We start from the raw sequence: 19,554 nt of genomic DNA, 5'->3' as shown, positions 1-19,554 counted from the left end.
CTGGACTCGACGGCCCCGGCGCGCTATGGGGCGCGCAGTTCGACGAGCGTCACCTGGGGCGGCGCGCCGACCCGTACCGGCGGACCCCAGAAACCGGCGCCGTTCGTCACGTAGACCTTCGTGCCGTCCACCTCGCCGAGACCGGACACGACCGGCTGTTCGAGCTTCACCGCCAGGTTGAACGGCACGATCTGGCCGCCGTGGGTGTGCCCGGAGAGCTGCAGGTCGACGCCGAACTTCGCCGCCTCGTGTGCGGCCACCGGCTGGTGGGCCAGCAGCACCACCGGTCGGCTCGGATCGCGGTCACGGAGCGCGGCGGCGTAGTCGGCGGGTGCCGCCAACCCGGTGCCGTCGGCGCTCACGTCGTTCACGCCGGCCAGATCCAGCACGCCACCGCGCGCACGGATCTCCTGCCGTTCGTTCTGGAGCACGCGCAGGCCGAGCCGGTCCACCTCGCGGACCCACTCCTCCACGCCCGAGTAGTACTCGTGGTTGCCGGTGACGAAGAAGCTCCCGTAGCGGGAACGCAGGTCGCGAAGCGGCTCGGCCGCCTCGCCCAGTTCGGCCACCGTGCCGTCGACCAGGTCGCCGACCACCGCGACCAGATCCGCGTCCAGCTTGTTGATCATCGAGACGATGCGCTCGGTGTGCGCCCGGCCGCGCAGCGGCCCGAGGTGGATGTCGGAGACGGTGGCGATCCGGAGACCGTCCATGCTCCGGGGCAGTTTGGCCAGCGGGATGCGCACCCGGTCCAGTTGAGGCGGGCCCATCGCGGTGCGCACGCCGTAGCCGGTCAGGCCGGCGGCGGTGAGCCCGGCGAAGATGGCCGCCCCACGGGCGAGCAGCAGGCGGCGGGACGGGTCGTGGTCGGTAGTCCCGGCGGTGGACGACCCCTCGACCGGCGGTGTGGCGGACGACGTGCCGTCCGGTGGCGTCCCGGTCCCGCCGGCGGCGGACGGTGCGCCGACCCGGTCGGGGGCGGTGGGCGGCGTGGCGGGCCGGTCGGCGGTGGACGGCGTGGCCGTGTCGGCGCCGACACCCACGAGCGTCGGCTCGGGCTCCGGGACCGCGGCTGAGCGGGCCCGCCGTCGCAGCACGAACCGGGCCAGCGCGGTCGGCACTTCGAGCACCACCAGCAGCACCAGCAGGTAGAACATCAGCGCCAGCCAGAGGTAGCCGGGCCAGGCCAGCCAGTACCAGCCGGAACGCGTGCCGGCCATGGTTACCGGGATGAGCACGGCGAGCACCGTCAGCGCCACCGCACCGGTCCGGCGCCAGCGGCCGGGGCGTGTGGTGTCCCGGACCAGCCGCCGCCACAGGTAGTAGTGGATGAGGGCGATCACGAGCACGACGACACCCAGGAATGTTGCCATCGCCAGCACGCGAGCCTCCCTCAGCCGCCCGCGAAGGGGGGCAGCACGTCCACCGTCACCCCGGCCGGCAACAGCACCTGACGATCATGACAGGCGATCCCGTCGACCAGAAAACTCGCCGCCTTCAGCACCACGGCGAGGCGTTCACCGTGCCGGGCGGTCAGCTCATCCAGGAGTTCGTCGAGTGACCGGCCGGCGGATGCGGTCTCCTCGGCCCGGCCGGCAGCCGCGCGGGCGCCGGCGAAGTAGCGGACGGTCAGCTCCACCCTCATCCTCCGATCGCCGACATCGACCGCGCGGGTTGCAGGAACGTCGGATCGTCGATGCCGTGCCCGGCCCGCTTGGTCCACATCGCGGCCCGCCAGCGCCGGGCCAGTTCCTCGTCGTCGGCACCGGCGCGCAGCGCGCCCCGCAGGTCGGACTCCTCGGTGGCGAAGAGGCAGTTGCGCACCTGGCCGTCGGCGGTGAGCCGGGCACGGTCGCAGTCGCCGCAGAACGGCCGGGTCACGCTGGCGATCACGCCGACCCGAGCCGGCCCGCCGTCCACCAGCCAGGTCTCGGCGGGCGCGGCACCCCGTTCCGACGGGTCCGGCGCGAGCGTGAAGCCGGTACGCAGGGAGGCCAGGATCTCGTCCGCGGTGACCATCGTCGAACGGTCCCAGCCGTGCTGGGCGTCCAGCGGCATCTGCTCGATGAACCGCAGCTCGTAGTCGTGCGCGAGCGCGAACCGGAGCAGCGCCGGCGCCTCGTCGTCGTTGACCCCCCGCATCAGCACCGTGTTGATCTTCACCGGGGTCAGCCCGGCGGTCGCGGCACCGGCCAGTCCGGCGAGCACGTCGGCGAGCCGGTCCCGACGGGTGAGCGCGGTGAAGCGGTCCCGGTCCAGCGTGTCGAGCGAGACGTTGACCCGGTCCACCCCCGCGGCGCGCAGCGTCGGGGCCAGCCGCGCCAGACCGATGCCGTTGGTGGTCAGCGAGATGCGGGGTCGGGGCGTCAGTGCCGCGACGGCCGCCACGATGGTGGGCAGGCCCGGCCGGATGAGCGGCTCACCGCCGGTGAAGCGCACCTCGGTGACACCGAGTTGGCACACCGCGACGCTCACCAGGCGGATGATCTCCTCGTCGGTGAGCAGTTGCGGACCGGCCAGCCAGGGCAGCCCTTCGGCAGGCATGCAGTAGGTGCAGCGCAGGTTGCACTTGTCGGTCAGCGAGACCCGCAGGTCCCGGGCAACGCGACCGTACCGGTCGGCGAGAACGCCGGCCGTCGTGCGCGGGGCGGTCATCCGTCGACCGTAGCGCGTCGGACGCCGCTGAGGGCGGCCCGTGCGGTGGAGACCACGGCGTCCGCGTATGCCGGGCCGAAGAGCGCGGTGTGCACCAGCAGCAGGTGCAGTTGGTGCAGCGGCACCCGCTCACGCCAGCCGTCGGCCGGTGGCCAGGCCTCCCGGTAGGCGGCCATGATCCGGTCCAGGTGGGGTGGGCCGCCGAAGAGGGCGAGCTGAGCCAGGTCGGTCTCCCGGTGGCCGCCGTGCGCCGCCGGGTCGACCAACCAGACCCGCCCGTCGGCGCCCCAGAGCAGGTTGCCCGGCCAGAGGTCGCCGTGCACGCGGGCCGGCGGCTCGTCGCCGCCGAACTCGCCGATCCGGTCGACCAGCTGCTCGACGAGCGCCGCCCCGGACGGGTCGAGCGCATCGCGATCCACCGACATCCGCAGATAGGGCAGGAGACGGGACCGGGCGAACCAGTCCGGCCAGGGACCGGGGTCGGGCGTGTTGTCCTGCGGCAGCGCGCCGATGAAACCGGTCCACTCCGCCCCGAAGGCGGGCGCGCCGGCGCGGTGCAGCCCGGCCAGGTCGTGACCGAACGCCGCCGCGGCCTCCCGCGTCGGCTCGCCGGGTTCCACCCAGTCGAGCGCGAGCAGGTCGGGCAACGCGACCAGCACCTCGGGCACCGGCACCGAGCCGGCCTCGCGCAGCCAGCGCAGCCCGGCCGCCTCGGTGGCGAAGAAGTCGTCCGGCCGAGGGCGGGTCGACCGCTCCGGCCAGGCCTTGGTGAACAGGGAGTGCCCGTCCTCCAGGGTCAGCCGGGAGGCGGTGCAGATGTCACCCCCGGCGACCGGCGTCTCCCGGATCCGCTGGTGGGTCAGGAAGGCCGGTAGATGCTCCGGGTGTGCCCGCAGGTACGCCACGTCCATGAGCGCAAGGTAGCCGGTACCTGGGACAACTCGCGGGCTGGTCGTCATCGCGACCGGTGACGTTCGCCGCCGACCTGCAAGAACACGGTGCGTATCTGTGGACGAACCGCGTGTCGTCCACAGGGGGCTGCCGGGGTGGTTCGCGGCGGCGCAGTCTCCCGGCATGAACTCGACCGAGCGCCCCCACCTCTCCGTCCGCTCGCCGGCGGACCTGGTCGCCGCCGTGCCCTACCTGCTCGGCTTCCACCCGGCCGACAGCGTCGTCGTGATAGCCGTACGGGATCGACGGGTGGTCTTCGCCGCCCGCGGTGACCTGCCCGAGCCGGACGCGGAGCCCGGCCCGGCGGTCCGGCACCTGGCGCAGGTGGTGGCCCGGCAGGACGCCGACTCCGCGACCGTCGTCGGATACGGTCCGGCGACCCGGGTGACCAGTGCCGTGGACGCCCTGGGCGAGGCGCTGGACGCGGCCGGGCTCGTCGTCCTCGACGTCCTGCGGGTGACCGACGGCCGGTGGTGGTCCTACCTCTGTGCCGAGCCGACCTGCTGCCCCGCCGAGGGCACCCCGTACGACCCGTCGGCCAGCCAGGTCAGCGCCGCCGCGGTCTTCGCCGGCCAGGTCGCCCTGCCCGACCGGGCGGCGCTGGCGGCGCAGGTGTCCCCGATCGACGGGCCGGTCCGACTCGCCATGCGCCGGGCCACCGGTCGGGCCCGCCGCCGCCTGGCCGCGCTGACCGGGACCCTGCCCGGCAGCGGCCCGGGCGACGACCCCCGACCGGGTGACGACCCCCGACCGGGTGACGACCCCCGACCGGGTGACGACCCCCGACCGGCCGACGACCCCCGACGGGGCGGGCAGGCGCGTGCCGTGCGGGCCGCCGGCGCGGCGGCGGTGCGGGCCGCCCTCCGCCGGCAGCGGCGCGGCGAGCGGCTCGACGACGACGAGGTGGCGTGGCTGACCGTGCTGCTCACCCACGTTCCGGTGCGCGACCACGCCTGGTCCCGCACCGACGGTCGGGACGAGGACATCAGCCTCTGGACCGACGTGCTGCGTCGCGCCGAGCCGGACCTGATCGACGCGCCCGGCACGTTGCTCGCGTTCGCCGCCTGGCGCGCCGGGCACGGCGCGCTGGCCGCGGTCGCCCTGGAACGGGTGCTGACCGCCCACCCCACCTATTCCCTGGCGGTGCTGCTCGATGACGTGCTGCGTCGCGGGGTGGCACCGTCACGGTTGGACGACTGGCCCGCGTCGGCCGGTGACGGGGTGCTGCGACCTCGCCGCCGACGCCCCCGCCGGTGAGCCGGCGGGTGTCCTCGGTTCACTCGGCGAGGCGCTGCGCACCCGCGTAGACGTTCATGGTGGGGCCGCGCAGGAACCCCACGAGTGTCATCCCGGCTTCCTCGGCCAGCTCCGCGGCGAGCGTGCTGGGCGCGGACACCGCCGCGAGCAGCGGCACCCCGGCCATCCAGGCCTTCTGGGTGAGTTCGAAGCTGGCCCGGCCGGAAACCAGCAGCACGTGCCCGGCCAGCGGCAGCCGGCCCTCCCGGGTGGCCCAGCCGAGCACCTTGTCCACCGCGTTGTGTCGCCCGACGTCCTCGCGCAGCACCACCAGTTCACCGTCGGCGGTGAAGAGACCCGCCGCGTGCAGTCCCCCGGTGCGGTCGAACGCGCGCTGGGCGGCACGCAGCCGGTCCGGCAGCCCGGCCAGCAGTTCGGCGGTGACCACAAGCGGGTCGTCCCGCACCGCGAATTGCGACCGGGTACGCACCGACTCGATGCTGGCCTTGCCGCAGACGCCGCAGGAACTGGTGGTGTAGAAGTTGCGCGCCGGGTCGGTGGCCGGTTCCGGCACACCCGGGGACAGCACGACGTCCACGACGTTGTAGGTGTTCGGGGTTTCCGCCCCGGCGCAGAGCTGCGCGGTGTGCACATCCTCCGCCGACCGGATCAGTCCCTCGGTGAGCAGGAACCCGATGGCCAGGTCCAGGTCGTCGCCGGGCGTACGCATCGTCACGGCGAGCGGCCGGCGTCGACCCGGCCCGGCGGCCCCGACCCGGATCTCCAGCGGCTCCTCGACCGCGAGCGTGTCCTGCCGGCGTATCCGCGTCCGGCCGCCGCCGCCCGCCGCGTCGAGGTCGATCCGGAGTACGCCCCGCTGGTCAGTCGCCCGTCCCATGCCGCCATCCTTCCCCGGCCCCGCCCACCCCGCACCCGCACCCGGCCTGTTCCGCTCTCGCGCCGCCGCCTTCGGGGCGTGGCGGCCCGGCCGCGCCTCGGGTCCGGCGTGCCGGCCGTCGATAGGGTGGGGCGGTGACGGCGTACGCGGCGGTCGTGCTCGCCGGTGGGGCGGCGCGACGGATGGGCGGTGTGGACAAACCGGCCCGCCCGGTCGGTGGCCGACCGATGCTGCGCCGGGTGCTGGCCGCGGTGGCCGACGCGGACCAGCGGATCGTCGTCGGCCCGGTCGGGCCGGTGCCGCAGGGCGTCCGGGTGACTCGTGAGGTGCCGCCCGGTGGTGGCCCGGTGGCCGCGGCGGCGGCCGGGCTGGCGCTTGTCGACCCTGGCATCCGCGTGGTCGCCCTGCTCGCCGCCGACCTGCCCCTGCTCACGACCGCCGCGCTGGCCGAATTGCGGTACGCGCTGGAGGCGTCGACCGCCGCGCTGGCCTGTTACGTGGACGGCGAGGGTCGCCGGCAGCAGCTCTGCGCGGTGTGGCGGGCGCCAAAACTGCGGGCCGCCCTGGGCCGGCTCGCGGCACAGCGCGGTGGCGGTGTCGACGGAGCGCCGGTGCGCGGGCTGCTCGCCGGTGCCGCCGTCCGCGAACTGTCCTGGCCCGGCTCGGGGCCGCCGCCCTGGTTCGACTGCGACACTGACGAGGACGTACGCCGGGCGGAGGAGTGGGCGCAATGACGGTGCTGGACGACTGGGTCACGGCGGTCTGCGCCGAACTGGAACTGGATCGGGCCGAGGTGCCCGTGTCGACGGTGCTTGATGTGGCCCGGGACGTGGCGCATCAGGTGGCCCGCCCGGGAGCGCCGGTCACCGCGTACCTGTTGGGGCTGGCCGTGGGGCGTGGTGCGGACCCGGCCGTGGTGGCCGACCGGCTCAGCGGGCTGGCCGGCTCCTGGCCGGTGGGCCTGGACGGGACGACCCCGGCCGAGTAGCGGCCGCCCGGTCACCCCGACAGGGCTCCGGCCGCCTCGTGGAGCCGCCCTGACCGCGCCGCGCGCCCGGCCCGGCCGTGTCGCCGAGCGCAGGGGGTCCGTGACCACCGCGCGTGGGTAGGGTGACGGGAACGGACGGAGGCGATCATGACGGCAGACCACCCCTCGGCGCCGGTCGAGCAGCCTTCCGGCGGTACGCCGGAGCATCACGAGTCGATCCTGCTTGACGAACCGACGACGGCCGACCTCCGGTCCAAGGTGACGGAGGCCTGGCGGGAGTTCGCCCGGGCGCTGGCCGACCGGCTGCGTGAGCTGCCCGCCGGGGCGCACCTGGAGGTCACGCTCGACCCGACCGCCTCCGGCACCGGGGACGCCGTCTACTCGGTGAGCGTGGACGCGGGCGAGGAGGGGCGTCGTTCGGCTCGGGCGGTCGGCAACGCCACCCTGCCGCAGGGCTACCGGCTGGACCGGGCGGCGGTGGCGGACATGGTCGCGTTGGGTTGGTCGCCGCCCGGCGTGGTGCCGGATTCGGGCGAACGGTTCGGTCTGGACTGCGGCGTCGACGAGGCCACCCGGTTGTCGGCGGTGCTGTCCCGGACCCTGCGCGACGTCTACGGCGCACCGCATCCGGCCTTCCTGGTCTATCTGGTGCACGACGCCGAGGACGAGCCGCTGCCGGTGGAGGCGCTGGGCACCGCCCGCAGCGAGTTCGGCCCGGACTCGGACGTGGAGGCCGACCTGGACGAGGCGCTGGCCGCCGCGGCGGCGGCCCAGGCGGACGAGAACGACGTGCTGGCCCTTGAGGAACGGGTACGCACGGTGGTGTCGACCATGCTGAAGTCGAAGTCCGACCAGATCCAGGTCGACTCCGACGGTGACATCAACATCCGGGCCGGCTCGGCGATGGTGTTCGTGCGGGTCCGCGACAATCCGCCGCTCGTCGACGTGTTCTCGCCGGTGCTGACCGAGGTGGAGCCGACCGAGCGGCTGTACGTGAAGCTGTCCGAGTTGACCAACCGGATGCCGATCGGCCGGCTCTACTGCGCCGACGACACGGTGTGGGCGTCGATTCCGGTGTTCGGCCGCAACTTCCAGGCCACCCATCTGATGCTCGCGGTGCAGGTGATGACCGGTCTGGCCGACGAACTGGACGACCGGTTGCACGGGGAGTTCGGCGGCAAGCGCTTCTTCGGCGAGGGCGACAAGCCGGCCCGGTCGTCGGAGCAGGAGCCCCGCACCGGCATGTACCTCTGAGCCGTCGGCGGCCGCCGATGCGGCCCCACCGTCGACGCCGCTCACCGTCGACGCCGCGGGCGTGAGGTCAGGTGGTGGACGGCCCGACGCCGGGGGACTCGACCAGCCGGGAGAGCACGATCGTGCTGCGGGAGGACGTGACGAACGACTCCGCCCGCAGCCGTTCCAGCGCGTCCTCCAGGTGCGAGATGTCGGCGGCGCGCAGGTGAACCAGCGCGTCCGCCTCGCCGGAGACGGTGTACGCGCCGACCACCTCGGGGTGTCGGCGGGCGGCGGCGCCGATCTGCGCCGGGGTGGTCCGGCCGGCGCAGAACAGTTCCACGAACGCCTCGGTGGTCCAGCCGACGGCGGCGGGGTCGACGACGGCGGTGAATCCGCGGATGACGCCTGTCGCGCGGAGCCTGTCGACCCGTCGTTTGACGGCGGGGGCGGAGAGTGACACCCGGGTGCCGATGTCCGCGTACGAGGCTCGGGCGTCTGCCACAAGCAACGCAATGATTCGCTGGTCGACCGCGTCTATCTGCAACGTTCCGCTCCGGGGAAGCAATGCTCGTGGCTGTTACCAAAGTTGTACCCTACCTACCCTTGGTGACCGTGAACCAGCAGCGAGTCCCGCGAAAGCGGACATATCTCATGTGCTCGCCCGAGCACTTCACGATCGAGTACGCGATCAACCCGTGGATGGACGTGACCACCGCGGTGGACACCGACCTGGCGGTCAAGCAGTGGGACCGGCTGCGGGAGACGCTGCTCGGGCTGGGTCACGAGGTGCACGTGCTCACCCCGGGGGTCGGACTGCCGGACATGGTCTATGCGGCCAACGGCGCGTTCGTGGTCGACGGCACCGTCTACGGCGCCCGGTTCAAGCACGAGCAGCGGACCGCCGAGGCCGGCGTGCACCGGGCCTTCTACGAGGCGCGGGGCTGGCGGTTCATCGCGCCGAGCGAGACGAACGAGGGCGAGGGCGACTTCGCCTACCTGCCGGGCGCCCACGGCGGCCTGGTCCTCGCCGGTCACGGTTTCCGGACCGATCCGGCCGCGCACGCCGAGGCGCAGGAGGCGCTGGGCCGTCCGGTCGTCTCCCTGCGGCTGGTCGATCCGCGCTTCTACCACCTGGATGTCGCGCTCGCGTCGATCGACGACGGGAACATCGCCTACTACCCGGGCGCGTTCTCCGCCGCCAGCCAGCGGGTGCTGGCGCAGCTCTTCCCGGACGCGCTCGTCGCCGACGACGAGGACGCGTTGGCGTTCGGCCTGAACCTGGTCAGCGACGGCCTCCACGTGGTGTTGAACCACGAGGCGAGCCGACTGGCCGGCAAGCTGAAAGCAGCCGGCTACCAGCCGTTGCCGGTGGAGCTGACCGAGCTGAAGAAGGGCGGCGGCAGCGTGAAGTGCTGCATCGCGGAGCTGCGCCACTGACCGACGTCGTCGCGCCGCCCACCGCGGACCGGCGGGCGGCCGCCGGTCCGGTCAGCCCAGCGTGGCCAACTCGTTGATGACCACGTTCGCCAGCAGCCGGCCGTCGGTCTGCACCCGGCGCAGGTACCACTTCTGCTGCGGGGTGCGGGTCTGGTTGAACTGCCAGGTGCCACGCGGGCTGTCCACCTGCCCGATCTTGCCGAGCGCGAGGTTGACCTGCTGCGCCGACGGGTTCACCCCGGCCAGCCGGATCGCCTTGTCCAGCACCAGCGCGGCGTCGTAGGAGGCCATCGCGTACGTGGTCGGGGTGGCGTTGAACGTCTTCCGGTACGCCGAGGCAAAGATCCGGTTCGCGGTGTTGTTGAGGTCGGCCGAGTAGTTCAGCGCCGTCTCGATGCCGTTCGCCTGGATCAGCCCTCGCTCCCGGCCCTTCTCGCCGTCGTCGAGCTGTTCGAGCGTGGCGCCCTCGGTGAGGAACCCGGGGGCGTAGATCGGCCCCCGGTAGCCCTGGGCGTAGAGCTGTCTGACGAACTGCACGGCCTGCGCGCCGGAGTAGTGGCAGAAGACCGCGTCGGTCTTGCGTTCCAGCGCCTTGCGGATCGGTCCAGAGTAGAGGGTGCGCGGCGGGTTGGGGTCGTCCTCGGTGAGGACGGGGTCCCCGGTGAGCCGCCGACCCTGCTCGTACGCGCGGCGCAGCCCTTCGATGACGTCCTCGCTGCCGGGGCCGCGGGTGCCGAAGACGGCGATCCGGCTGGACTCGTCGAGCTTCTCCCGCAGGTACTGCCCGAGTGCCTCGCCGGGCTCGGTCAGCACGTACGACGTGCGCCAGATGTAGAAGGCGCCCTGCAGGGTCGAGGGGGAGGCGTTGGAGCCGAGAAGCGGCACCCGGGCCTGCTCGACGGCGTTCTTGATGCCGTCCATCACGACCGGGTTGACCACGCCGGTGAGCGCGAGCACGCCTTCCTTGACCAGCCGGTCGACGGCGGCCTTGCCGCTGGCGGCGGTAGTGCCCTCCTCGGCGGTCACGACGGTGACCGGGTGCCCGCCGATGCGCTCGTCGCGCATGTTGAGGAATAGCTGGAGGCCGTTGGCGAGATCGTCGCCGATGGCCTTGTTCGCCCCGCTACCGGGCACGATCAGGCCGATTTTGATCGGTTTGCCGGACCCGGCCTCCTCGTCGGCGTCGTCGCCCGGGCCGCAACCCGCCGCGAGCCCGGTGGTGCCCAGCGCGGCCAGCAGTTGCAGGGCCCGCCTGCGGTTCATCTGTGCCACCGATTTCCTTCCCGACGGGGCGGCCATGGTGCACGCCCCTTCGGCGTTCTACCTGCTGGGCGACGCTGCGTCAATGGTGGGAAGAGCATAGTGAAGGGACCGCAACGCCTGGACCACACGTGGCCACGCCGCCGAGTCCGGTGCGATCAGCCCGAAATGCTCGCATTCGGACAGCTCCACGAGCGTGGCGCTGCCACCCGCCGCCCGGTCCGCAGCCCCCCAGGAGCGGCTGATCGTCACCGGCACCTGGGCGTCCAACTTTCCGTGCATGACTACGATGCGTGATCGAATGGGCACGGATGCCGACGGATCGGCGAAGGCGTACCGGTCCGGCACGTCGGCCGGCCCGCCGCCGAGCAGCGCGGCCACCGCCCCACCGTCCAGATCCAGCCGGTACGCCTCGGCGAGGTCGGCCACCGGTGCCAGGGCAAGCACCCCGCCCACCGTGTCCGGGGCGTGCCCGGCCACGTGCAGCGCCAGGTGCCCACCGGCCGAGTGGCCGACAACGATCGGAGGGACCGGCGACACCACGCCGGGCAGCGCCGCGGCGGCCAGTGCCGGCAGTGCCGCGATCCCGGCGCGCACGTCGGTGAGGGTGTGTGGCCAGCCCTCGCCCGGCCGGCCGGTACGGCGGTATTCGAGCTGGGCGACCGGATGACCGAGCGCGGCCAGCGCCGCCGCCATCGGACCGGTGTGCCCGCGGTCGTACTCGGCCCGCCAGAAGCCGCCGTGCACCACGACCACAAGCGGCCGGGGTGGCCCTTCGCCGGCCGGCCGCCGCAGGTCCGCGCACTGGTCGGGGTGGTCGCCGTAGACGACGGTCGCGTCCGGGGGCGGGGACGGTCGGGTCAGCACCTCGCGGGGGTCGGTGGGCATGCGGCGACCGTAGCGTGCCCGGCGGACCCGGCGCGTGGGCGTCGGCGGGGTGGGCAAAGATGGGAGCCATGACCCAAGCGCATTCCGCCGGACACGACGACGAACAGGGCAACGACGGCATCCCCGGCACCGTGGTAGTGGTCGGGCCGGACGGCCGCCCGGTCGGCACGATGCAGACCGACGAGGGCAAGGGTGAGGATCCCACCCGTCTGGTCGAGCAGCCGGCCAAGGTGATGCGGATCGGCAGCATGATCAAGCAATTGCTGGAAGAGGTGAAGGCGGCGCCGCTCGACGACGCGAGCCGGCACCGGATGCGGGAGATCCACGAACGCTCGATCGTCGAGCTGAAGGACGGCCTCGCCCCCGAGCTGCGCGAGGAGCTGGAACGGATCTCGCTGCCGTTCACCGAGGAGCAGGCGCCGAGCGAGGGTGAGCTGCGCATCGCCCACGCCCAGCTGGTCGGCTGGCTGGAAGGGCTGTTCCACGGCATCCAGGCCGCGCTGGTGGCCCAGCAGATGGCCGCCCGCGTCCAGCTCGAACAGATGCGCTCGGGTCGCCAGGCGCTGCCCAGCGGGCCCGGCGCGATGATGCCGGGCATGCCCGGGATGCCCGGCGCCGCCGAGGGCCACACCCCCGGTCAGTACCTGTGACCCCCGCCGGCCGGGGCGCGCCGCCGGTCAGTCCACCTCGAAGACCTGCTCCAGGTACGCCGCCACACCGTCCTCGGTGTTCGGCCCGGTGACCTCGTGGGCGATCTCCAGCACGGCCGGGTGGGCGTTGGCGACCGCCACCGCCCGTCCGGCCCAGGTCAGCATCGGCAGGTCGTTGGGCATGTCGCCGAACGCCAGCACGTCCCGCTCGTCGATGCCCAGCCGAGCCGCGTACCAGGCCAGGCCGGCGGCCTTGGTCACGCCTGCGGCGGAGATCTCGATCAGCCCGCTGTACGACGAGTGGGTCGCCTCGGCCAGCCCTTCCAACGCGCCGGCCACCACCCGGACGAACACGTCCGGGTCCTGCTCACCGGCCCGGACCAGCAGCTTCACCGCGGGCGCGGCCAGCAGCTCCTCAGGCGACTCGATGGCCCGGATCGCCTCCGCGTCGGCGTCCCACCGCATCGGGTAGTGGGTCTCGTGCCGCATCTGTCGACTGTCCACGATCTCCACCGCGAAACTCACCCCGGGCACCTCGGCGCGCAGCCGCCGGGCCACCTCGGCCAGCAGTTCCGGGGCGAGCGGGTCGGCCCGCAACACTTCGTCGGTGGCCGGGTCGTACACCACCGCGCCGTTCGCGCAGATCGCCGGCAGCGGCGCGGCGAGCTGGTCGTACACCAGTTGGAGCCAGCGGATCGGGCGGCCGGTGACCAGCACGACAGGCGTGCCGGCGGCGGAGATGCGGGCCAGCACCGCCGCGGTACGCGAGCTGAGGGTCCGGTCGTCGCGGAGCAGCGTGCCGTCGATGTCACTCGCGACGAGCCGAGGTTGATCTCCCATCACCGGGAGAGTAGTCGGTCCAGGTAGACGGCGACGCCGTCGTCGTCGTTGCGCAGTGTGATCTCGTCCGCGGCGGCGCGCACCTGCGGGTGGGCGTTCGCCACGGCCACCCGCGCCCACCCGGCCCAGTCGAACATCGGCAGGTCGTTGGGCTGGTCGCCGAAGACGAGCACGTCGGCCGGGTCCACCCCGAGCCGCTCGGCGATCACCGTCAGCCCGCTGGCCTTGTCCGTGTCGGGCGGGCAGATCTCGACGAAGCCCAGCCCGGCCTGGGTGAGCGTGGCCACCTGCGGCGGCACGATCCGGCGGGCGGCGGCCAGCAGTTCGTCGACGTGGTGGTCGGCGGTCCGGGCGAACGCCTTGATCACCTCACCGGAGAGGCAGTCGGCCCGGGTGCGTGCCTCGAACCGGTCCGGGTACGGCCAACTCGGGTGGTAGTCGCCCCAGAGGGGCGCGTCGTGTTCGTCCGATGCCTCCACCATGACGGTAAGCGGCCCGACGGCGGCCTCCAGGTCGGCGAGGATCCGGGCGAGCACCGCGCCGGACAGGCGTTCGTCGCGCAGCACCACCGGCCCGTCCGGGTCGCTCTGGTCCACCACCCGCCCACCGCCGGCCAGCACCAGGAAGTCGGCGGCCCGGATGTCGTTACGGGTGAGTTCGGTCAGGCGGGGGCCGCGCCCGGTCGCACCGACCACCGGGATGCCCGCCGACCGCACCCGGTCCAGCACCTGGTGGGTGTACGCGGAGACGGTCTCGTCGCTGCGCACGAGCGTGCCGTCGAGGTCGGTGGCGATCAGTTTGGGCAGCCCCGGGCGGGTCATCGTTCCTCCTTCGCCCGCCGCCGTCACACCGGTCGGTCAGGTCCTCGGTGCCGCGACCGTCGAACGGCGGGCAGCAACCGTATCTCGCCCCAGAGGCGGCAACCACGGCTTTCCGGCGAATCGGCGGCCAACCGGTGGCGGCCATCCGATGACCACCGCGGCCGGGTCCACGGCCGTCGCGCGACGGCGGCCGGTTCAAGCGCGACGGTGGCCGGCTCAGCGGGTCCGCTCGGGGCCGGCGAACGGCACCGTGGGCTGCACGGTCAGATCGGCCGGTGCCGGCGGGAGGTCGTCGTCGGCCGCCCGGAGCCGCCGGGCGGGCCGGTCGTCGGCCGGTTCGCCGTCCGTCGGCCGTCCGTCGCTGGGCTCCGCATCCCGGCCGGCCAGGTGCAGCGCGGCGGCCAGCAGCGCGACCGTGAGGAAGCCGGTGACCAGCCCGCGCCCGTGCTCGGCCTCGATCGGCTGGTCCGCCAGGAAGTAGAGGATCCGCCGGGCGATCTGCTCAAGTGCGGAGGCGGTGGCGCCGAGCACGCCGAACAGGCCCACCACCAGACCCAGCCCGGCGAGCCGGGCATGCCGTCGCACCCCGGGTGCGCCGCGCAACGCCAGCGCCAGCACGGCCGCCAGCCCGAGCAGCCCCACCAGGTACGCCGCCCCGAAACCGCCGATCTCGGAGACCCCGTTGGTCAACCGGCTCGGCGCGTCGCCGTCGCTCGGGTTCTCGGGGACCGGCACCGTGATCACCACCCACTCGCCGATCAGCGAGGCGACCGCAGCCACCGCGCCGAGCCCGGCCAGCACCGCCGGCAGGCGACGGTCGCGGCCCAGCGCGGTCAGCGAGCGGCTCACCCGGCCCGGGCGGGCCGACTCTGCGTCACCCCACTGGACGACCGTGGTGTCGTCGGGCCGGTCGTCCCGGGTGGAGATCCGCTCGTTCTGCCGGGGGACGGGGAGATCCTGCGACATGGCCACCCTTCCCGTACGCGGGCCTGCGTCGAAATCATGGCACAGCCGGCACCCGCCCGCCCGGATCGAGGCGTGCGGGTACGGTGCGGGGCGGCGGGCTTTCGGTTAGCGTCGGTGCCATGCCTATCCGTACCGCTTCCGCACGCTGGCAGGGCAACCTCACCGAGGGTGCCGGAACGCTCCGCACCGGCAAGGGCGGCCTGTCCGGCAACTACTCCTTCAAGTCCCGGTTCGAGGAGGGCGAGGGCACCAACCCCGAGGAACTGATCGGGGCCGCGCACGCCGGCTGCTTCTCGATGGCCCTGTCCAAGCAGCTCGCCGACGCGGGCGCCGCCGACACGGCGGTGGAGACGACCGCCAAGGTGCACTTCGACAAGACCGACGCGGGCATGACCGTGACCCGCATCGACCTGGAGACCGTGGGTCAGGTTCCCGGCCTCGACGAGGCGCAGTTCACCAAGCTCGCCGAGGCGGCCAAGGAGAACTGCCCGATCTCCCGCCTGCTCTCGCCGGGCGCGCAGATCACACTCACCGCCCGTCTGGCCTGACACCACGTACGACACGGCGGGGCGTTCCGCGCGGACGCCCCGGCCGTGGTGCGTGCCGATCGTGAGGGAGTGACCGGGCGCGTGGCCGTGGAGATGAGCCGGGACCGGTTCGAGGAACTGGTCGGCGAGGCGCTCGACGAGGTGCCCGAGGAACTGCTCGGGCTGATGAGCAACGTGGTCATCCTGGTCGAGGACAACCCGCCGCGGGGGGAGAACCTGCTCGGGCTCTACGAGGGTCATGCGCTCACCGCGCGCGGCTGGGACTACTCCGGCGTGCTGCCCGACCGCATCCTGATCTACCGCAACCCCATCCTGGCGATCTGCGACACGGACGACGACGTGGTCGAGGAGGTCGCGGTGACGGTGGTGCACGAGATCGCCCACCACTTCGGCATCGACGACGAGCGGCTGCACGAGCTCGGCTGGGGCTGACTCGTCCGGTTCCGGCACGCCACGCTTCGGCTGACCTGCGGTTGCGTCGGTGCACTAACCTGCTGGTCAGGCACATCCTGACCCGGGAAGGAAACCCATGCGCAGCGCCCTGTTCTCCGCGGAGAACCTCGAGAAGGAGTCCCAGCAGCCGGGCATGCGGCTGCAGAACTCCAAAATGCTGAAGATCGAGCTCAACGGCGAGGCGATGGCCCGGGTCGGTTCGATGGTTGCCTACCAGGGGCAGGTGCAGTTCCAGGCCCTCGGCTCCGGCGGCATCGGCAAGTTCATCAAGCAGCGCCTCACCGGTGAGGGCGTGCCGCTGATGAAGGTCTCCGGGCGCGGCGACGTCTTCCTCGCCGACTTCGCCAAGGAGGTGCACATCATCGACCTGGAGCCCGGCGACGCGCTGTCCATCAATGGCTCCAGCGTGCTGGCGTTCGACTCGACCCTGAAGTACGACATCAAGATGGTCGGCGGCGCCGGCATGGCCTCCTCCGCTGGCCTGTTCAACTGCGTCTTCACCGGCCACGGCCGGATCGCGATCACCACCAAGGGGCACCCGGTGGTGCTCAACGTGGACGCACCGACGTACGTCGACCCGCAGGCGGCGGTCTGCTGGTCGGCGAACCTGCAGACCGGCTACCACCGGGCCGAGCAACTGGGTCTGGGCACGCTCCTCGGCCGCACCACAGGTGAGGCGTTCACGATGAGCTTCGCCGGCCAGGGGTTCGTGGTGGTCCAGCCCTCGGAGGAGCCGCCGACGGCCGGCAGCGGCTCCCAGCAGTCCAGCGGTGGCATGCTCGGCGGCCTGCTGCAGTGACCGTACGGTGCCCGGGGCGCCCGTGCGGGCCGCCCCGGGCAGGTCAGCTCAACTCGCCCGATCGCAGCCGGGCCACCCACGCCGCCGCGTCGGCGTAGTCGCCGTCGGAGAGCCCGGCCGGCGCCGGGGCGGGCCGGTCACCGGCCGCCGCGCTCCACCGGTGCCGGGGGTACGACCCGAGGAAGCGCACGTCGGCGCAGACCCGGCGCAGCCCCTGCAACGCCTCGCCGAAGCGCACGTCGGCGACGTGCCCGGCACAGTCCAGGAAGAACACGTACCTGCCGAGCGCCTCCCCGGTCGGGCGGGACTCGATCCGGGTCATGTTCACCCCGCGTACCGCCAGTTCCATGAGCACCGCCAACAGGGCGCCCACCCGGTCGTGTGCGAGGCAGACCGCCAGCGAGGTGAGGTCGTCCCCGGTCGGTGGCGGAGGTGGCGCCGGGCGGGACACCAGCGCGAACCGGGTCACCGCGTCCGGGTGGTCGGCGATCTTGTCGGCGAGGACGGTCAGCCGGTGCCGGATCGCCCCGATCGGGGCGCAGATCGCCGCGTCGTACTCGCCTGTCGCCGCGCCGGCCGCGGCGGCGCCGTTGGAGAGCACGTCCACCACGGCGGCGTCGGGCAGGTGGTCCCGCAGCCAGCCCCGGCACTGGGTGGACGCCTGCGGATGGGCGGCGACGCCGCGCACGTCGGCCAGCGCGATCCCGGGCCGGGCGGCCAGCACGAACTCCACCGGCAGGACCACCTCCCGGGTGATCACCAACGGGTCGCCCTCGATCAGCTCGTCAAGCGTCACCCCGACCGCCCCGCCGATGGAGTTCTCCAGTGGCACCAGCGCCGCGTCCGCCTCGCCGGCGCGTACCGCGTCCAGCGCCTCACCGACGCTGCGGGCGGGCCTGCGGTCCCCCCGCTCGGCGGCGGGCACGGTCCGCAACGCCTGCTCGGCGAAGGTGCCCTCGGGACCGAGGTAGACGAAGCGGGTCGGTGGTGTTCCCGGCATACCGGCCAGCCTACGCACCCGGGCCGGCGTCGCAGGCCAGGGTGCGGATGCCGGCCGGGGCCACGGTCCGCACCTCGACGCCGCACACGTCCGTGCCGGCGGTCACCAGGATCGGCGTGCCGCGGCCGCCCCGGGTGACGACCTGGAGTTCCTCGTGGCCGGCGATCGCCAGCACGGTGTAGTGCCAGTCCTCGGCGCAGAGCGGACCGGTGGTCACGGTGACGCGTACCCCGCGGGGCAGCACTCCGGCGGAGCCGCGCAGCACCGCGACGATCCGATCGGCGGACGGCCCGCTTCGGCAGGGCGTCGCCGGGAGGCCTGACGGGGAGACGGTGGGCGCCGGCACGACAGGCGTCACCTGTGTCGTGCTCGGTGCGGCCGTCGGTGTGGCGGACGCCGGTGCGGTGGTCACCGCGGCGGTGGGGCTCGCCGGTGGCGTCCGCAGTTCCGGCGGGGTGCCGCAGGCCGCGAGCGTGAGCGGGACGAGTAGCGCCACCGCGAGGTGGTGAGGGGTGCGGGGCACGTGTCATGTCCTCCGCGTCGAGGGGTGTCGGTTCACACCACGGAGAGGAACGTGAGCGAGCCGGCGACCGTCCCGTCGGTGAGCACCGGCGTGGAGATCGCGTCGACCGTCCGGCCGGCGTCGGAGCCCGGCCCCTGGACCCGGAGCAGCCCACGGGCCAGGCGGCCGGAGTGCAGTGCCAGGAGCGGTGGAATCTTGTCGGTCTCCTGTTCGGTGAGCTCGCTCGGGCTGGCCGTGAAGTCGACCAGGCGCAGGCTGCCCTCCAGCAGTGGCAGGCCGATCACGTCCTCGGGCGCGCCGAGGCAGAGCATGCCGCAGCCGGACGAGGAGATCGCCACGACCGTGGTGTAAGTGTCGATCAGCAGACACGGCTCGGCGGCCCGGAAAACCATCGCGGACCACTGCCCGAAGTTGTCGGACCCCGGCTCGGTGGGTGTCTCCGCCGCGGGCACGAACACGTCCGAGATTGAGAGTTCGACGTGGGCCACCGCGCCTCCTATGTACACCGACGGTCTGTCCACGCTAGCCGGTCGGTGTGGTGCGAGCCCTCGGCTGCCCGGGCGGCCGGCGACGACGCGGACGGACGGAACCAGTCGGGGGCGGAGCCGTGGGCCGCGTGGCGTCGCCGGAGACGTTACCGGCGGGCGGCTCGCTTGTCAGCGGCCGTTCGGCCCTCGTCGTACCACCGGTAGTCGGCGGTGGGACGGTACGTGCCGTTGAGCCAGGTCGACGGCGTCTGGGCGACCCGGGAGAGCTTCTCGGCGGTGGCCGGGCTGATCCGGTTGCCACCGGCCACGAGAAGCCGGTCCAGCTCCCGGTGGGTGGCCATGAGACAGTCCTTCGGCAGTCCGTAGACGCTGATCACGCCGGAGCCGACGAACGTCAGCACCGGGCTGACCGGGATGGGCAGGCCGACCGCCTCGGAGAGGGCCTTGCTGGCCCGCTTGGCGTCCCGGCGGGCCTCGGCCACGTACGGCGGGCGTTTCCCGTTGATCTGCACGACGTCACCGGCGACGAGCACCCGGGCGCGGCCGTGGTCGGCGATGGTGACCGCGAACAGACCGCTCGGCCCGATGGCCAGGAAACCGGCCCGATCGTCGCGCCCCTGGTCGAGGGGGAGCATGTCCGCCGGGTCCGTCCGGGGCCACTCGATGACGTGCCAGGCGGGGCCGAGGTGGTCGAGTTGGCCCAGGGCGCGGGCCCCGGCGGCCTCCAACCGGCGGGCACCGCGCTCGGCCCGGCGGCGTCGCGCCCACTCCAGTGGGGTCGGCCGCGCCGGTTCGAGCACCGAGGTGGTCTCGACCCTAGGGGGCGGCGCCGGGTGGGGCGGCAGCGCCCGACTCGGTACGGCCCGACGAGCGGGAAAGACAGTCATCGCGACCTCCGGCAAAAGGTCTCTCGAAGT

24 protein-coding genes are annotated in these 19,554 nt (G+C 73.3%); 9 read left to right on the top strand and 15 right to left on the bottom strand.

Annotation, left to right across the window (positions count from 1 at the left end; all coding sequences use genetic code 11):
* Positions 1-23 precede the first annotated feature (23 nt).
* The 4 genes from ACLQ2X_RS10490 to ACLQ2X_RS10475 are packed head-to-tail and all read right to left on the bottom strand — an operon-like array spanning position 24 to position 3,566.
* Complete coding sequence (locus ACLQ2X_RS10490) at positions 24-1,382, bottom strand: metallophosphoesterase (protein WP_425680789.1); 1,359 nt, start codon at positions 1,380-1,382, stop codon at positions 24-26.
* Positions 1,383-1,393: 11 nt separating this feature from the next.
* Positions 1,394-1,645, bottom strand: coding sequence for a MoaD/ThiS family protein (locus ACLQ2X_RS10485; RefSeq protein ID WP_425680788.1), 252 nt, complete (start codon positions 1,643-1,645; stop codon positions 1,394-1,396).
* On the bottom strand, positions 1,642-2,655 hold the full coding sequence (gene moaA, locus ACLQ2X_RS10480; RefSeq protein ID WP_425680787.1) for a GTP 3',8-cyclase MoaA: 1,014 nt from the start codon (positions 2,653-2,655) through the stop codon (positions 1,642-1,644). Before moaA ends, ACLQ2X_RS10485 begins: the two co-directional genes overlap by 4 nt.
* On the bottom strand, positions 2,652-3,566 hold the full coding sequence (locus ACLQ2X_RS10475; protein WP_425680786.1) for a fructosamine kinase family protein: 915 nt from the start codon (positions 3,564-3,566) through the stop codon (positions 2,652-2,654). The genes moaA and ACLQ2X_RS10475 overlap by 4 nt, the downstream gene beginning before the upstream one ends.
* 163 nt (positions 3,567-3,729) lie before the next feature.
* Here ACLQ2X_RS10475 and ACLQ2X_RS10470 point away from each other — a divergent pair, with 163 nt between their 5' ends.
* On the top strand, positions 3,730-4,863 hold the full coding sequence (locus ACLQ2X_RS10470) for a DUF4192 domain-containing protein (RefSeq protein ID WP_425680785.1): 1,134 nt from the start codon (positions 3,730-3,732) through the stop codon (positions 4,861-4,863).
* A 19-nt stretch (positions 4,864-4,882) separates the two neighbouring features.
* On the opposite strand, the gene fdhD is transcribed toward ACLQ2X_RS10470, so the two are convergent.
* Positions 4,883-5,740 carry a formate dehydrogenase accessory sulfurtransferase FdhD gene (gene fdhD, locus ACLQ2X_RS10465; RefSeq protein ID WP_425680784.1) on the bottom strand — a complete coding sequence of 286 codons (858 nt, stop codon included), beginning with the start codon at positions 5,738-5,740 and terminating at the stop codon, positions 4,883-4,885.
* A gap of 134 nt (positions 5,741-5,874) precedes the next feature.
* Here fdhD and mobA point away from each other — a divergent pair, with 134 nt between their 5' ends.
* The 3 genes from mobA to ACLQ2X_RS10450 all read left to right on the top strand — a co-directional run bounded on the left by mobA (position 5,875) and on the right by ACLQ2X_RS10450 (position 7,982).
* Positions 5,875-6,474: a molybdenum cofactor guanylyltransferase gene (mobA, locus tag ACLQ2X_RS10460; RefSeq protein ID WP_425680783.1), complete on the top strand. Its 600-nt coding sequence runs from the start codon at positions 5,875-5,877 to the stop codon at positions 6,472-6,474.
* Positions 6,471-6,728, top strand: a complete 258-nt coding sequence (locus ACLQ2X_RS10455; protein WP_425680782.1) for a DUF6457 domain-containing protein — start codon at positions 6,471-6,473, stop codon at positions 6,726-6,728. The genes mobA and ACLQ2X_RS10455 overlap by 4 nt, the downstream gene beginning before the upstream one ends.
* A gap of 147 nt (positions 6,729-6,875) precedes the next feature.
* Positions 6,876-7,982 (top strand): T3SS (YopN, CesT) and YbjN peptide-binding chaperone 1, encoded by a 1,107-nt coding sequence (locus ACLQ2X_RS10450; protein WP_425680781.1) that lies wholly within the window; start codon positions 6,876-6,878, stop codon positions 7,980-7,982.
* A 67-nt stretch (positions 7,983-8,049) separates the two neighbouring features.
* On the opposite strand, the gene ACLQ2X_RS10445 is transcribed toward ACLQ2X_RS10450, so the two are convergent.
* The gene (locus tag ACLQ2X_RS10445; protein ID WP_425680780.1) at positions 8,050-8,508 is read right to left on the bottom strand and encodes an Lrp/AsnC family transcriptional regulator; all 459 of its coding nucleotides are present in this window, start codon (positions 8,506-8,508) and stop codon (positions 8,050-8,052) included.
* Between the two features lie 59 nt (positions 8,509-8,567).
* Between ACLQ2X_RS10445 and ddaH the strand changes: the two genes are divergently transcribed.
* Positions 8,568-9,401 (top strand): dimethylargininase, encoded by an 834-nt coding sequence (ddaH, locus tag ACLQ2X_RS10440; RefSeq protein ID WP_425680779.1) that lies wholly within the window; start codon positions 8,568-8,570, stop codon positions 9,399-9,401.
* Between the two features lie 51 nt (positions 9,402-9,452).
* On the opposite strand, the gene ACLQ2X_RS10435 is transcribed toward ddaH, so the two are convergent.
* Positions 9,453-10,673: an ABC transporter substrate-binding protein gene (locus ACLQ2X_RS10435; protein ID WP_425680778.1), complete on the bottom strand. Its 1,221-nt coding sequence runs from the start codon at positions 10,671-10,673 to the stop codon at positions 9,453-9,455.
* Between the two features lie 48 nt (positions 10,674-10,721).
* Positions 10,722-11,549 carry an alpha/beta hydrolase family protein gene (locus ACLQ2X_RS10430; RefSeq protein WP_425680777.1) on the bottom strand — a complete coding sequence of 276 codons (828 nt, stop codon included), beginning with the start codon at positions 11,547-11,549 and terminating at the stop codon, positions 10,722-10,724.
* A gap of 59 nt (positions 11,550-11,608) precedes the next feature.
* Between ACLQ2X_RS10430 and ACLQ2X_RS10425 the strand changes: the two genes are divergently transcribed.
* Entirely contained in the window at positions 11,609-12,199 is a 591-nt protein-coding gene (locus ACLQ2X_RS10425; protein ID WP_425680776.1) for a bacterial proteasome activator family protein, read from the top strand.
* Between the two features lie 27 nt (positions 12,200-12,226).
* Here ACLQ2X_RS10425 and ACLQ2X_RS10420 read toward each other — a convergent pair whose 3' ends face one another.
* The 3 genes from ACLQ2X_RS10420 to ACLQ2X_RS10410 all read right to left on the bottom strand — a co-directional run bounded on the left by ACLQ2X_RS10420 (position 12,227) and on the right by ACLQ2X_RS10410 (position 14,826).
* Positions 12,227-13,039, bottom strand: coding sequence for an HAD family hydrolase (locus tag ACLQ2X_RS10420; protein WP_425680775.1), 813 nt, complete (start codon positions 13,037-13,039; stop codon positions 12,227-12,229).
* Positions 13,039-13,860 (bottom strand): HAD family hydrolase, encoded by an 822-nt coding sequence (locus ACLQ2X_RS10415; RefSeq protein WP_425680774.1) that lies wholly within the window; start codon positions 13,858-13,860, stop codon positions 13,039-13,041. Before ACLQ2X_RS10415 ends, ACLQ2X_RS10420 begins: the two co-directional genes overlap by 1 nt.
* A gap of 216 nt (positions 13,861-14,076) precedes the next feature.
* Positions 14,077-14,826, bottom strand: coding sequence for a hypothetical protein (locus ACLQ2X_RS10410; RefSeq protein ID WP_425680773.1), 750 nt, complete (start codon positions 14,824-14,826; stop codon positions 14,077-14,079).
* 119 nt (positions 14,827-14,945) lie between these two features.
* Here ACLQ2X_RS10410 and ACLQ2X_RS10405 point away from each other — a divergent pair, with 119 nt between their 5' ends.
* The 3 genes from ACLQ2X_RS10405 to ACLQ2X_RS10395 all read left to right on the top strand — a co-directional run bounded on the left by ACLQ2X_RS10405 (position 14,946) and on the right by ACLQ2X_RS10395 (position 16,626).
* Positions 14,946-15,374: an OsmC family protein gene (locus tag ACLQ2X_RS10405; protein WP_425680772.1), complete on the top strand. Its 429-nt coding sequence runs from the start codon at positions 14,946-14,948 to the stop codon at positions 15,372-15,374.
* Positions 15,375-15,461: 87 nt separating this feature from the next.
* Entirely contained in the window at positions 15,462-15,806 is a 345-nt protein-coding gene (locus ACLQ2X_RS10400) for a metallopeptidase family protein (protein ID WP_425681072.1), read from the top strand.
* A gap of 97 nt (positions 15,807-15,903) precedes the next feature.
* Positions 15,904-16,626 (top strand): AIM24 family protein, encoded by a 723-nt coding sequence (locus tag ACLQ2X_RS10395; RefSeq protein WP_425680771.1) that lies wholly within the window; start codon positions 15,904-15,906, stop codon positions 16,624-16,626.
* Between the two features lie 43 nt (positions 16,627-16,669).
* Here the strand turns inward: ACLQ2X_RS10395 and pheA are convergent, their stop codons facing one another.
* The 4 genes from pheA to ACLQ2X_RS10375 form a co-directional block, all read right to left on the bottom strand.
* Positions 16,670-17,626, bottom strand: coding sequence for a prephenate dehydratase (pheA, locus tag ACLQ2X_RS10390; protein ID WP_425680770.1), 957 nt, complete (start codon positions 17,624-17,626; stop codon positions 16,670-16,672).
* 10 nt (positions 17,627-17,636) lie between these two features.
* On the bottom strand, positions 17,637-18,149 hold the full coding sequence (locus ACLQ2X_RS10385; protein WP_425680769.1) for a hypothetical protein: 513 nt from the start codon (positions 18,147-18,149) through the stop codon (positions 17,637-17,639).
* Between the two features lie 32 nt (positions 18,150-18,181).
* Positions 18,182-18,637: a hypothetical protein gene (locus tag ACLQ2X_RS10380; RefSeq protein WP_425680768.1), complete on the bottom strand. Its 456-nt coding sequence runs from the start codon at positions 18,635-18,637 to the stop codon at positions 18,182-18,184.
* 146 nt (positions 18,638-18,783) lie between these two features.
* Positions 18,784-19,524, bottom strand: a complete 741-nt coding sequence (locus ACLQ2X_RS10375; protein ID WP_425680767.1) for a hypothetical protein — start codon at positions 19,522-19,524, stop codon at positions 18,784-18,786.
* Positions 19,525-19,554 lie beyond the last annotated feature (30 nt).

The sequence above is a fragment of the Micromonospora sp. DT31 genome, from assembly GCF_049841795.1.
GTDB lineage: Bacteria > Actinomycetota > Actinomycetes > Mycobacteriales > Micromonosporaceae > Micromonospora.
This window is presented reverse-complemented; position numbering and strand designations above follow the sequence as displayed.